Origin of the sequence: Nesterenkonia massiliensis (genome assembly GCF_000455245.1) — a bacterium.
Classification (GTDB): Bacteria; Actinomycetota; Actinomycetes; order Actinomycetales; family Micrococcaceae; genus Nesterenkonia; species Nesterenkonia rhizosphaerae.
Window position 1 is genome coordinate 207,419 of the sequence record NZ_HG005167.1, and the last position, 12,121, is coordinate 219,539.

At 66.6% G+C, this 12,121-nt stretch carries 11 protein-coding genes and 1 pseudogene; 7 read left to right on the forward strand and 5 right to left on the reverse strand.

Features of this window, described 5'->3' with window-relative positions:
• The 5 genes from TX78_RS06505 to TX78_RS06525 form a co-directional block, all read left to right on the forward strand.
• The coding region (locus TX78_RS06505; RefSeq protein WP_044494763.1) for an FAD-dependent oxidoreductase at positions 1–1,210 on the forward strand (1,210 nt) is incomplete at its 5' end.
• A gap of 20 nt (positions 1,211–1,230) precedes the next feature.
• Positions 1,231–1,881 (forward strand): organomercurial lyase MerB, encoded by a 651-nt coding sequence (merB, locus tag TX78_RS06510; protein WP_010155369.1) that lies wholly within the window; start codon positions 1,231–1,233, stop codon positions 1,879–1,881.
• Between the two features lie 29 nt (positions 1,882–1,910).
• Complete coding sequence (locus TX78_RS13165) at positions 1,911–2,210, forward strand: hypothetical protein (protein WP_006947549.1); 300 nt, start codon at positions 1,911–1,913, stop codon at positions 2,208–2,210.
• Positions 2,207–2,725, forward strand: coding sequence for a TlpA family protein disulfide reductase (locus tag TX78_RS06520; RefSeq protein ID WP_006947551.1), 519 nt, complete (start codon positions 2,207–2,209; stop codon positions 2,723–2,725). Before TX78_RS13165 ends, TX78_RS06520 begins: the two co-directional genes overlap by 4 nt.
• 3 nt (positions 2,726–2,728) lie before the next feature.
• Positions 2,729–3,649 (forward strand): cytochrome c biogenesis CcdA family protein, encoded by a 921-nt coding sequence (locus TX78_RS06525; protein ID WP_044494769.1) that lies wholly within the window; start codon positions 2,729–2,731, stop codon positions 3,647–3,649.
• 225 nt (positions 3,650–3,874) lie between these two features.
• Here the strand turns inward: TX78_RS06525 and TX78_RS06530 are convergent, their stop codons facing one another.
• The 4 genes and pseudogenes from TX78_RS06530 to TX78_RS14280 form a co-directional block, all read right to left on the reverse strand.
• The gene (locus TX78_RS06530; RefSeq protein ID WP_044494772.1) at positions 3,875–6,463 is read right to left on the reverse strand and encodes a hypothetical protein; all 2,589 of its coding nucleotides are present in this window, start codon (positions 6,461–6,463) and stop codon (positions 3,875–3,877) included.
• Positions 6,456–6,812 carry a helix-turn-helix domain-containing protein gene (locus tag TX78_RS06535; protein WP_010155374.1) on the reverse strand — a complete coding sequence of 119 codons (357 nt, stop codon included), beginning with the start codon at positions 6,810–6,812 and terminating at the stop codon, positions 6,456–6,458. Before TX78_RS06535 ends, TX78_RS06530 begins: the two co-directional genes overlap by 8 nt.
• A pseudogene (locus TX78_RS14275) lies at positions 6,809–7,171 on the reverse strand (site-specific integrase); the annotation flags it as partial. The pseudogene TX78_RS14275 and the gene TX78_RS06535, both read right to left, overlap by 4 nt.
• 21 nt (positions 7,172–7,192) lie before the next feature.
• Positions 7,193–7,927 (reverse strand): site-specific integrase, encoded by a 735-nt coding sequence (locus TX78_RS14280; RefSeq protein WP_233722188.1) that lies wholly within the window; start codon positions 7,925–7,927, stop codon positions 7,193–7,195.
• Positions 7,928–8,103: 176 nt separating this feature from the next.
• Here TX78_RS14280 and TX78_RS06545 point away from each other — a divergent pair, with 176 nt between their 5' ends.
• Complete coding sequence (locus TX78_RS06545) at positions 8,104–9,183, forward strand: DinB/UmuC family translesion DNA polymerase (RefSeq protein ID WP_158644308.1); 1,080 nt, start codon at positions 8,104–8,106, stop codon at positions 9,181–9,183.
• Positions 9,184–9,215: 32 nt separating this feature from the next.
• On the opposite strand, the gene TX78_RS06550 is transcribed toward TX78_RS06545, so the two are convergent.
• Positions 9,216–11,249, reverse strand: a complete 2,034-nt coding sequence (locus tag TX78_RS06550) for a M3 family metallopeptidase (protein ID WP_049897573.1) — start codon at positions 11,247–11,249, stop codon at positions 9,216–9,218.
• Positions 11,250–11,350: 101 nt separating this feature from the next.
• Between TX78_RS06550 and TX78_RS06555 the strand changes: the two genes are divergently transcribed.
• Positions 11,351–12,112, forward strand: a complete 762-nt coding sequence (locus tag TX78_RS06555; RefSeq protein ID WP_044494774.1) for a YebC/PmpR family DNA-binding transcriptional regulator — start codon at positions 11,351–11,353, stop codon at positions 12,110–12,112.
• Positions 12,113–12,121 lie beyond the last annotated feature (9 nt).

Consider the following 12,121-nt stretch of genomic DNA (forward strand, 5'->3'; position numbering starts at 1 on the left):
GATCGCGACGACGGCGGGGCCAGTGGACATGCCCGCCCTGATCGCTGGGAAGCAGGCGCTGGTCGAGTCGCTGCGGGGCGAGAAGTACGCCGACGTCGCCGACTCCTACGGTTGGGCCGTCCGCCGCGGCGACGCCGCGTTCGCCGGCACCCCCGACGCACCGGTCCTCCAGGTCGCCGGGGACGACGGGAGCACCGAGACGATCGAGGCCGGGCACTACCTGGTCGCGACCGGCTCTCGGCCGTGGGCCCCGCCGATCGACGGCCTGGACCAGACCGGGTACCTGACCTCGACCACGGCGATGGAGCTGACCGAACTCCCTGAGTCCCTGCTCGTGCTCGGCGGCGGCTACGTCGCCCTGGAGCAGGCGCAGCTGTTCGCCCGGCTCGGCTCCCAGGTCACCGTGCTGGTCCGGTCCCGGCTCGCGTCGAAGGAGGAGCCGGAGGTGTCCAGGACGCTGCAGGAGGTGTTCGCCGACGAGGGCATCCGGGTGGTCCGCCGCGCGCTGCCGACGCGGGTGTCCCGCGACGCCGCGACCGGGCAGGCCGTCGTCACCGCGGACGTCGCCGGCGGCCGGGAGGAGTTCCGCGCCGACCAGGTGCTCGTCGCCCTCGGACGACGACCGGCCACCGATGGGCTCGGCCTCGACAGGGTCGGGGTCAAGACCGGGGACCTCGGCGAGGTGGTCGTCTCCGACCGGATGCAGTCCTCCCACCCGCGGATCTGGGCCGCGGGCGACGTGACCGGCCACCCCGAGTTCGTCTACGTCGCCGCCCACCACGGCACCCTCGTCGCCGAGAACGCGTTCGCCGACGCCGATCGGGCCGTGGACTACGCCCGACTGCCGAGGGTGACGTTCACCGGCCCGGCGATCGGCGCGGTCGGGATGACCGAGAAGGACGTCGTCGCCGCCGGGATCCGCTGCGACTGCCGCGTCCTGCCCCTGCACCACGTGCCCCGCGCACTGGTCAACCGCGACACCCGCGGCTTCGTCAAGATCGTCGTGGACGCCGACACCGGGAAGATCCTCGGCATCACCGCCGTCGCCAAGGACGCCGGCGAGCTCGCCGCCGCCGGGGTCCACGTGCTCGGCAAGACGGTCGCCGAGGTCGCCGACGCCTGGGCCCCCTACCTGACCATGGCCGAGGGCATCCGGATCGCCGCCAAGGCCTTCACCACCGACCCGTCGCTCCTGTCGTGCTGCGCGTGAACGAACTGGAGGAACCCACGATGTCTGACCTCAGCATGCAACTGCCCGAGCGGCTCAGCCGACTGGGAGAGACCGGCCTGCTCATCCCGCTGCTGCGGCTGCTCGCCGACGGTGACCCCGTCACCGTCCAACAGCTGTCCGTGGCTGCGGGCCGCACGATCGACGAGGTACGGCTCGGACTGGCCGCGATGCAGGACACCGAGTACGACGACCAGGGCCGAATCGTCGGCCAGGGCCTCACGCTGCGCCCTACACCGCACCGGTTCACCGTCGACGGTGAGGAGCTCTACACCTGGTGCGCCCTGGACACCCTCATCTTCCCGGCCCTCCTCGATCGCCCAGCGCGCGTGGAGTCCGTCTCCCCGGCCAGCGGAGAGACGATCCGCGTCACCATCGATCCGGTTGCCGGTGTCACCGGCGTCACACCCCCGAGCGCCGTGGTGTCGCTGGTGAACCTGGAGCAGATCACCTCGATCCGCTCGGCCTTCTGCAACCAGGTGCACTATTTCGCCTCCGTCGACGACGCCACCGGGTGGCTCTCTGAGCATCCCGGTGCCGAGGTGGTGTCGGTGGCCGAGGCCTACCGGATCGGCAACGAGCTCACAACGAGCCTGCTCGACCTGCTTCAGGACGACACCCCGGTGGCCGACGACTGTCCCCGCTGCTGTTGACCCGCGACACAGAAGGATTCGAGAACGCTATGACCTCCAAACACGACGACCGAACGCGAGGCGGTGGCCTACTCCTGGGAGCCGGTGCCGTGCTCCTCATGACGATCTGCTGCGCGCTGCCCGTGCTCATCGCCGGCGGAATGCTTACTGGCATCGGCGGGCTCCTTCTCGGCAACCCGTGGGTGATCGGCGTGGGCATTGCGCTCCTCGCGATCGTGCTGCTCGTCGTCGTCCGCCGCCGAACCCGCCGCGGCCGTGTCGAACCTGACTGCTGCCCGCCCACCGAATCCGCTCACCGCACCGACCCGAAGGGCGAACAGAACCAATGATCAGCTCCCGCGCCCGTCGTTCGCTCGCCACCCTCCTGCTCGCAGGCTCGCTCATCCTGACCGCCTGCGGCACCGTTGATAAGGATCCCGTCTCTGCCGAGACTGCCACCGCCGCGACGGTGACCAGCATCGACGCTCAGCGGATCAGCCTGCCCGCCGCCGGGAAGCCCACCGCGGTGTTCTTCTTCTCCGTCGGCTGCGGCGAATGCGTCGGCGGAGTCCGATCCCTCGGTCAGGCGGCAGCCGCGGCCGAGGAGGCCGGCATCGATGCCCAGTTCCTCGCCGTCGACATGGATCCGCGCGAACCTACCGAGACCATTCAGAGGTTCATGGAGTACGTCGACGCCGTGCATGTCCCCGCCGCCATCGACGAGGGCGCGGCGCTGTCCCAGCGCTTCGGGGTAGCCGCGCTGTCTACACTGATCATCGTCGACAGTGACGGACAGGTGACCTTCCGCGCCACCGACCCCGACGCCGATACGATCGTCTCCGCGCTCCACAAGGCCGGGGCCTGAGCGATGGGCGGACTCCTCGCCCTTGCCTTCGCCGCCGGGATGATCGCCCCCGTCAATCCCTGCGGCTTCGCGCTGCTCCCGGCCTGGATCACCCATGCGCTGGGCGACGCCGCCTCTTCCTCAGCCCCGGTGCGCCTGCTGCGCGCCCTACGGGCTGGCCTCGCGCTGACGATCGGGTTTGCGGGCACGCTCGCCTTGGCTGGCGTCGCGGTAAGCGCCGGCGCACGGGGCCTGATCCAGGTCGCCCCAGCCCTCGGCCTCGCCGTCGGGATCCTGTTGGTGCTGCTCGGCGGGGCGATGCTAGCCGGACGCTCTATGTCCCTCCGGCTTCCCGGCATACCCGGCCGCGCAATCGAACGGCTGCCCAGCGCCGTGCGCATGGTCGTCTTCGGCGTCGGCTACGCCGCGGCCTCGCTGTCGTGCACCTTCGGCGTACTCCTCGCGGTCATCGCCCAGGCCCAGGCGACAGCCAGTTTCGTCGGGCTGCTCCTCGTCTTCGCCATCTATGCCGCCGGCTCCGCCACCGTCCTGCTGCTTGTCGCCGTGGTCGCCGCCGTAGCCGGTTCTGTGCTGTCCAGGCGGATCGCCGCACTGACACGATTCGTTCCCAAGGTCACCGCCGCCGTCCTGATCCTCACCGGCGTCTACCTGGCTTGGTACTGGTTTCCAGTTGTCGTCGGCGATGCCCCTTCCGCAGGGCGCACCGACGTCGCCGCTGTCTCGGCGACGATATCGAACTGGCTCCAAAGCAACACCGGCGTCATCGCCGGCCTGTCTACCACCGTGGTGCTCATCGTGCTACTAAGCGGATTCCTTCATCAACGCCGTCGGAACTCCGGACGGAGGACCGAGGAGGACTGCTGCGACCCTCAGTCGACGCACTCTCCCGGGGACCGGCCGAGCGTGCCGACCGAGCGGCATTGAGCGGCTCCTGCACGTCAAGGTCATACGACGTGGTTGACCGGAACGACGAACTCGGACACCAGACGCCCTCCCACCCGACGCCGATCATCGGACACGGCGTGGGTGTTGTTCGTGGCCTATGTCGAAGGAGAGCGCGGCCACGATCAGGACGAGTTGACCGCCGAGCAGAATCGGTGCCGCCCGATTCTCACGACGTGACATCCCTGGAAACGTCATCGTCAGATTTCAGTGCAGGACGACTGGGAGGGGCATGCCGACGCGCTCGACGACCGCGGCGGCGTAGGCGGTGCTGTTCGCGCCGATCGCGTTGGACCAGGCGATCGCGGAGGAGATGTCCAGGCCAGTCAGCCGGCTGAGAACGACGGGTGGGAGTTCCTGCGCGAGCGCTATCAGCGCGCCGGTGCGGGCAAGTCGCGGCGGGATGCCGGCAGCGCGGAGCCGGGTATTCAGCGTGTCGGGGGCCATGTGATGCCCGGCCCGGGTTCCGGGATAGACCCACTCCTGTTCGATGCTCTCCACGAACATGCGAGGCGCGGTGCGGTTGCTGGCGGCTCCCGCGGCCGCCGGCGCGAGCTCGGCGGGGAGCACGAGAGGTTCCTGGCCGAGGCGGACGACCACGGCCTGGTCCGTGACGGTGACGTCTTCCGCGCGCAACTGGACGATCTTCGCCGCCCGGACGCCGAACATGAGCATCAGCCCCGCGGCGAGCTTCGTGTGCGGGTTGATGGACGGGTCGGAGGTGACATCGGCGAGCAGCCGGCAGCGTTCCTCGTCGCTCATGGCTTGCGGGCTCAAGGCTCCTGATGGCGGGCGTGGAGCGGTGAGCGGTCGGGATGCGCCGGCCCGTGCGGTCCAGGTCAGGAAGTGGTGCAGGAACGGGCGTCGGCCGCCGGTGAGCCATTCATCGACATCCGCCTGGGTGAGGGACACGAGAGAACCTCCGCGGGTATGGATCCATTCCAGCAGTTCGATGATCCCCGCGATCTCGAGCCGCCGCCAGGACAGCTGGCCTGATCGGGACGGCATCGTGTTGCGGCGCAGTGCGCGCAGGTGTCGCCATCGCGCGTATTGGGTGACGGTGCGCTGTTCACCCGGGTCGGGGATCTCGGCAAGTGCGCTGTCGAGCCAGAGCTCGAACCGGGCGAGCAGCTCGTCCCGCGGTGGGAGCAGCCCGTGGTCGATGAGCACGGACCGAACCGCTCGGGTCTGATACTCCGAGCCGGCCTGGTCGAGGTAGGCGTGAGTGCGCAGGGATGGGGCGGTGAGCACTCGGGTGATCAGCGTGCAGGCGACGGTGCCGCGTTCGAAGGCGTAGACGATCTTCGACGGAGCACCCTGGAACCACCGCTCTCGCAGATGCGCGATGCGTGCATCGGAGGCGGCGAGCTCGTCGGGCACCATCTCCCGGATCATCTGATCGGCTCGGCAACGGGGGCAGAGCTTCGCGATCAGCCGTGTGATGGTCCCGCAGCTGGTGCAGGGGCGGAACGACTCCGGTTGGCGGGGATAGCAGAGCGGGCAGAACGGCCGGCCCTCGATCCGGCCGTTCACTATCCGAGCGTCTCCGCAGCTTGTGCAGGTCTCGATGATCGGCGGAACGCAGGCCCAGCAGAGATAGCCGGAGCCGTCTTCGGTGCGCTTGTGGCGCAGCCGGACCTCCCCGCAGCTCACGCAGGGCTGGCGAGGGTTGGAGCACTGCTCGCAGGCGGCGCGCGCGGTTCCCGGCCAGCGGCATTGCCGCTCGGTCCCGCAGATCGTGCAGGTGTCGACGCTGGCCTTGTCGGAGCAGGGTTTGCAGATCGCTTTCTCGCTGCCGTGGAACAAACAGGGCGCAAGCTCCCCGCAGTCCGTGCAGGTGTCCAGCCGGGAGGAGCTCCGACACGTTGAACACAGCGGGCCCTCCGGGCTGCGGTAGGCGATCAGTCGATGGTTGCCGCAGCTCACGCAGACGGCGTTCTCGTCGGGGAGCTTGTTCGTGCAGCGTTGGCAGAGTCGCCGCCCGTCGGAGAGCACCCGCTCCAGGTTGGTGACGTCGTCGCAGCCATCGCAGGGGGCATGGTGCGCGATCCGGTAGCAGCGTCGGCAGCTCACTCGTCCCTCGACGCGTTCGGTGAGCGTGCGCGTGGTGCCGCAGCCTCCGCAGCGTCGTTCGGGCAGACGCGCGCCGTCCGCGTGGAGAATGTCGTAGAACGTGCCGAACAGCACAGAGCCCGCGGCCGGGTCGGAGAACCACTCCGCGCCGTGGGCCTGCAGCTCGAGCATCAGCCGCACTCGGCGGTCCCTCCCGTCCGCCGCCATCTGCTCCACCGCTCGAAGGATGGTCGCGGTCGCGACACGGCGATGGCGGCGGACTTGCTCGACGATGCGCTCGGCCGCTTCGGGTTTCATGTCGACCCAGCATCGTTTGCAGTACGCGCTCTCACCGGGCCCTGTCTGCACGCGGCGGGTGTGCCCGCAACGATCACAGAGTCCGCTCCTGGAAGCGAGACGGCGACCGCATGGAGCGCAGATCCGCCCGGTCGGCGTGCGCTGCAGCAGCTTCCGCAGCCCGCCGCAGTGTGCGCAACGCGGCGGTCGGACAGTCCGCGCTCCAGCCTCGTGGAGGCGAAGCAACAGACTTGCCAGAGCCGGCGTGGTCTGCGGATCCGCCGCGGTGAGCAGCCCGGGTGCCTGCGTGACCAGGTCGAGCGTCCGGCGGGCAACCGGCAGCTGCCGGAACGAGCCGTTCACGATCTCGGCGATCCGCTCACGCGGAAGAGCCTGCTCGACGGCGGCGATCTGCGTGGTCAGCGCGGCGAAGACCGGGTCAAGCATCCGGCGGGAGAATCTGCGCCCTACGCGGCTTCAGGCCCGACTCCCGGAGTCGGTTCGTCGCCGAATCGCCCCGCTCCGGCCCAGGATCGGTCGTCCCGGTCGCTGCGACCGCGCTGCCGAGGACCACCCGCGGCGCGAGCTCCTCGAACGTGCAATCGAAGATGTCCAGCAGCGCGACCAGCGCCTGCATGTTCATCCGCTCCGGCTTCTCCGCGGCGAGCCGATATACCTGGCTCGTCGACAAGTAGACGCCCCGCTCTTCCAGCAGCGGGACCAGCTTCGTCGTGGAGAACATTCCCGCCGCCGCCATCACCTCCCGAAGCCGCCACTCAAACCCGATCAGTCTCATCGCCCGCTCTCTTCCTCATCGCGCGGCCTGTGCCGCGTCTTCTCGATCGCCTGACTCATCATCGTGTTCATGTAGTCCGCGCTCACGCCCGTATAGATCGCCGTCGTCGACTGGTGCAGGTGCCCGACCTGACGTTGCACGAACGCGGGATCGACCCCGGACTCGATCAGGTGGGTCACGTAGGAATGACGCAGCGCGTGCGGCGTCAATACCTCATCCAGCCCCAGCGCCGTCCGGTAGACGGCGAACCTCGACGCCAGCTCCCGCGTGCGCAGCCTCGTCCCGCGTTCCGAGACCCAGAGCGCCGGCGACCCGTCCCGGACCATCAACGGACGCACCTGCTCGACATACTCCTGAAGAGCCTCAACCGCCCAGCCGAACTACGACACGACCGCCCGCCGTTTCGGCGGCCCGCCCCGCGACGACTTCCCGTGCCGGATCTGCATCACACCGAACTCCCCGAACTGTGGAGCCTTCGAATTCCTGTAGAAGTCGGTCACATCAAGCCCAACCGCCTCGCTCGCCCGCATCCCCCATGCGTAGACGACCTTGAACAGCGTCGCGTCCCGGAACGCAGGCAGAGCACCCTTGCGGCGCTCGTCCAGCAACCGCGTCACCTCGGCGTCAGCATGATCCAGCAAGCGCTGCAGCTCCGACCGCGTCAACGGGCGTCGCCCCGGCTTGCCCTCGTAATCCTGCAGGTGCGCGAGCGTGTTCCATTCATGGCAGACCTGAACCGGGTGCGTCCCGAAACGCTCCATGCACTCGTCAACCCAGCCGTAGTGCGGCGAGCAGATGTAATCGCAGAACGCGCGCACCGCCCCCTGGTACGACCGGATCGTCGACGCTTCGACCTTCCGTTGCGACACCAGCAGCGCCATCCACTCGTCAAAGTCGCCCGCGGACCACTCCCACGGCTTCTTGCCCGCGTACGACTCGAACCTCCGGACCACGCCCAAAGCGCGCGACACCGAATCCTCCTTGAGATGTCGGCCACCGATCTGCTGCATCCGCCAGCCCTCGATCATCGCCTCAAACACGGCCTCATGAGCGTTGAGGAACGACACCCCGCCCGCAAGATACAGTGACGACGCACCGTGTGGAACTCGTCCCATCAACCACCCAATCCATCCACATAACGCGCTAATCGTGCATTAGATGCGAATCTATCAGCCCGTCAGACCTCGTCGCGCGGAAAATCGCGGGGCTATCGAAACGACCGATAGCCTTTCTGACGCAGACGCCCGTTCGGATCTCGCATCTGATGCAATACCGCGGGGAACTGGGATTAGTGGCGCGCTCATCTAACTATGAGCTCTATGGGGATATGAGCCACCGATTCTTACAGGTGATCGCCGAGCACAGCAGTCAGGTGGAGAAGTACAGCATCGACGAGGCGTTCGCGCTCTTCGAGGGCCAGCCGCAGGCTGCCCGGAGCTTCGCTGCCGCTGTGAAGACCGATATTGCCCGGAGGCTCGACCTTCCAGTCGGCGTGGGGCTCGGCGCCACCAAGACCCTGGCCAAGCTGGCAAATCTGGCCGCCAAGAGCATCGGCTGGATGCAGGGAATCTGCGTCTGGGAGGCGCTGCCGAGTGATTATCGTGTGTCCCTGTTGAAGAGCCTTCCGGTCCAGCAGCTCTGGGGTGTGGGCCGACGCAGCGCTGCCAAACTCGAAGCACTGGGGATCACCACTGCAGCTGACCTCAAAGCGGCGGATCCGCAGCTCATTCGACGCCGCCATGGGCTCCCGCTGATGCGCACGGTGATGGAGTTGAACTCCCAGCCGTGTATCGAGCTGGAAGAAGAGAGAGAGTTCCGGGACTCGCTGGTCTTCAGCCGGTCCTTCTCGGCACCGGTGACCACGCGCGAGGTGATGGATCAGGTGCTTTCCAGCTATGCCCAGCGGGCCTGTTCGCGCCTGAACAAGCGCAGTACCGAAGCGCGTACGGTAACGGCCTGGGCCATGACTTCATGGCACAGTACGGGACCAGAAGTCGAAAGTGCTTTCCATTCGCCGTCGGCGACCGCCTCCCTGCCCTCACCGACCAGCGACCCGGTGACGTTGATCCGGGCGGCGAAGCGACTTCTGCCCTTAATCGAGGAAGGCCGGCGCTACACCAAAGCCGGAATCACGCTGACCGGTCTTTCGCCGGCTGGTCAGCAGGCAGCCTTCGATCTGTTTACCCCAGACCAGGACAGCCGCGCCCTGGGGCCGTTGATGGAAGAAGTCCGCGCTCGGGCGGGAGCCGAAGCCATCGGGTTAGGACGCGGAGGACTGCGCACCGCAGCCGACTGGGAGATGAGACGCGAAATGATGAGCCCGAGATACACCACCCGATGGGATGAAGTCCTCGAAGTCAGGGCCTGTTGAGGCTTAGGCTCAGCAGGGCTGCACAGCCCAGGTCACGCCAGTCCTAGGCTGCGCAGCAGAGGCTCCACCTGGGGATCACGCCCCACTGCTTGGCGGTAGGACTCCAGCGGATCCCGGGTATTGCCCCGGGAGAGAAGTTGAGTCCGGAAATGCGCGCCGCGGCGGGCCAATGCCGCCTCGTCGTTGAGCACCTCACGGAACCACTCGCTGGCATCTGCGGCCAGCACCTCAGCCCACAAGTAGGAGTAATAGCCGGCTGCGTAGCCCGAGCTGGCGAAGATGTGCTTAAAGAAGCCGCTGGAGTACCGCGGCGGCACAAGGTCGAGGTCTAAGCCCCACTCAGCCAGTGCTCGCTGTTCGAATCCGCGGGGATCCTGCAGGGCTTCTTCGGCCTGGTCGGGTGTGAGGCTATGCCAGGCAATATCAATGACCACAGCGGCTACATGCTCAACCGTGCTCAGCCCCTTGCCCCAGAGCTCCCGCTCAGAAGGTACTGCGCCTGGGCGTGTGGGGGTGGGGGAGTAGAGATCCTGAAAGACCTCATTGACCTGCGAAGGGAACTCCACATTGTCCCGGGGGACCGCAGTGCCCGATAGCTCCTCGAACTCTGCAGCAGCAAGAAGCCCGTGCAACGCATGACCGAACTCATGGAAGAGCGTCTTGTGCTCCCCGGCCGAGAGCATAGTGGGCTGACCCGGCGCTGGAGGAGAAACATTCAAGCAGTTGATGACCACTGGACGGGTTCCCGTGAGTTCAGAAGCGACGGCGAAGGAGTTCATCCAGGCACCGCCGGACTTGGTGGGACGGGAGTGGATATCCAACAGGAACAAGCCGATGCCGGTGCCTGCGTCACCGGGTGCGCCGTCGAAGACCTCAAAGCTGCGGGCCCCTGGGACGAATCCCGGGAGGTCCTCCCGTTCCACCACGTGAATCCCGTAGGTCCGCTGTGCGGCGTCGAAGACTCGAGTCAAGGCCTGATCAAGAGTGATCGGAAATGCCGGGGTAGCTGATTCCGCCTCAGCAGAAGCTGGAACCGGCTTTAAGCGATGAATCCAGTAGGACATATCCCAGGCGGCCAGGTCATCGCCGAGACCACTGGTCTCGGCGATAGTCGAGGCTTCCCGCTGGAGTCGCTGAACCGCCCCGGCTGCGATCTTCTCCAGCATCTCCTTCACCGCTTCGGTGCTCGGGGCGGTGCGTAGCGGGAGGACGGACTCGAAGTAGTTGCTGAAGCCCAGCAGCTGTGCCTTCTGCGCGCGAAGGGAGGCGATGCTGGCGCCGATGTCATAGGTGGTGCGGCCATCATCTCCGGCCAGGCTTCCGCGGCCCACGGACGCCTCATGCAGGCGACGGCGGGTCTGGCGATTCTGCAACTGGGCCAGGGCCTGCTGTTGGACGGGCATCGTCAGACTCAGCAGGTAACCATCACGGTGACCGGCAGTCTTGGCAGCCGCAGCAGCGGCATCAATCTGGCCGGAATCGAGGCCTTCGAGCTCCTCGCGGCGCTGCACGAAGAGCGCCCGCTCCACAACTTCGCGGGACTGCAGCTGCTGATAAGCGGTCTCTTCAGCAGCTAAACGCTGATTCAGCTCAAGAAGTCGGGCGCGGTCGGACTCATTTAGGGCCGCACCGGCAGCCTCTGCCTGGACCAGCTGCTGCTGGAGCATCCAGCGCTGTTCAGCTGATGCCTCCACCTCTCCGGCACTCAGCCGGTCGTGGAGCTGACGGAATCGAGCATTGAGCTGAGGGTGCAGTGCGATCCAGTCCTCATGCGCTGCGCGCTGAGGGGCGAGCTCGGCATAGACCTGCTGTCGGGCCTCAGTAGCGTGGGCAGAATAGACACATGAGAAAGCGCGCATGGCTGAGTTCAGCAAAGCCCCGGAGCGACCGAAGGCATGAAGCGTGTTAGCTACAGTTGCTGGCTCTCCCGCAGCGGCAATGGTCTCAATCTCTTCCTTGTGACGGGCAAAACCGGCAGCAAAGACGCTCAGCCAGGCCGCGTCGTCGAAGGCGGTCAGATCTGGGTAGCCATAGTCCAGAGACCGGGGAGGGAATGTCTGTGCCACGGTAGTCACCTTTCAGCCGATATTCTGGTGAACAGCCTACAGACACCGTTGCAGTATGCAACTAAATGCATCGCTGCACACCGCAACCCTTGAGGAGAACTATGGCCGGCCATTCCAAATGGGCCAATACCAAGCACCGCAAGGCAGCGGTGGACGCCAAGCGAGCCAAGATCAACGCCCGCTACATCAAGCAGATCGAAGTCGCGGCACGCAACGGCGGCGCCGATATTGAAGGCAACCCTGCATTGGCTCTGGCAGTGACCAAAGCCAAGAAGGAATCGGTGCCCAATGACAACATCGACCGCGCGATCAAGCGCGGTGCCGGCCTGACCGGCGACGCCGTCGATTATGAGGAGATCACCTACGAGGTGCGCGGCCCGCAGGGCTCGGCACTGCTGGTGGAGTGTCTGACTGATAACCGCAACCGTGCCGCTGCTGAGGTGCGCACCGCGGTGACACGCTCCGGTGGCACCGTGGCAGACCCCGGTTCTGTGGCCTACATGTTCCAGCGCAAGGGCGTTGTCACCGTGCCCAAGACCGCGGACCTCACCGAAGACGATGTCCTCGCGGCGGTTCTGGATGCAGGCGTCGAAGAGGTCATTGAGAACGCCGAGAACTTCGAAGTCCAGTCCGAGGCCAGTGACCTCCAGGCAGTGGTGCAGGGACTCGAGGAGGCAGGTATTGCTTATGATTCCGACGAGGTGGCCTTTGTCTCGGATGTGAAGGTGGACCTAGAGCTGGAATCTGCCAAGAAGTTCCTGAAGCTCCATGACGCCCTGGATGACCTCGACGACGTCCAGAACATCCACACCAATGCCGACCTCAGCGCTGACACCCTGGCCGCGCTCGACGCCGAGAGCTGAGCCGTCACC

Excerpts from the sequence above, each read along its gene's own strand:
- merB (WP_010155369.1), top strand. The coding sequence starts at position 1,231 with ATGTCTGACCTCAGCATGCAACTGCCCGAGCGGCTCAGCCGACTGGGA.
- TX78_RS06530 (WP_044494772.1), bottom strand. The coding sequence starts at position 6,463 with ATGCTTGACCCGGTCTTCGCCGCGCTGACCACGCAGATCGCCGCCGTC.
- TX78_RS06535 (WP_010155374.1), bottom strand. The coding sequence starts at position 6,812 with ATGAGACTGATCGGGTTTGAGTGGCGGCTTCGGGAGGTGATGGCGGCG.
- TX78_RS06525 (WP_044494769.1), top strand. The coding sequence starts at position 2,729 with ATGGGCGGACTCCTCGCCCTTGCCTTCGCCGCCGGGATGATCGCCCCC.
- TX78_RS06555 (WP_044494774.1), top strand. The coding sequence starts at position 11,351 with ATGGCCGGCCATTCCAAATGGGCCAATACCAAGCACCGCAAGGCAGCG.
- TX78_RS13165 (WP_006947549.1), top strand. The coding sequence starts at position 1,911 with ATGACCTCCAAACACGACGACCGAACGCGAGGCGGTGGCCTACTCCTG.
- TX78_RS06520 (WP_006947551.1), top strand. The coding sequence starts at position 2,207 with ATGATCAGCTCCCGCGCCCGTCGTTCGCTCGCCACCCTCCTGCTCGCA.
- TX78_RS14280 (WP_233722188.1), bottom strand. The coding sequence starts at position 7,927 with ATGGGACGAGTTCCACACGGTGCGTCGTCACTGTATCTTGCGGGCGGG.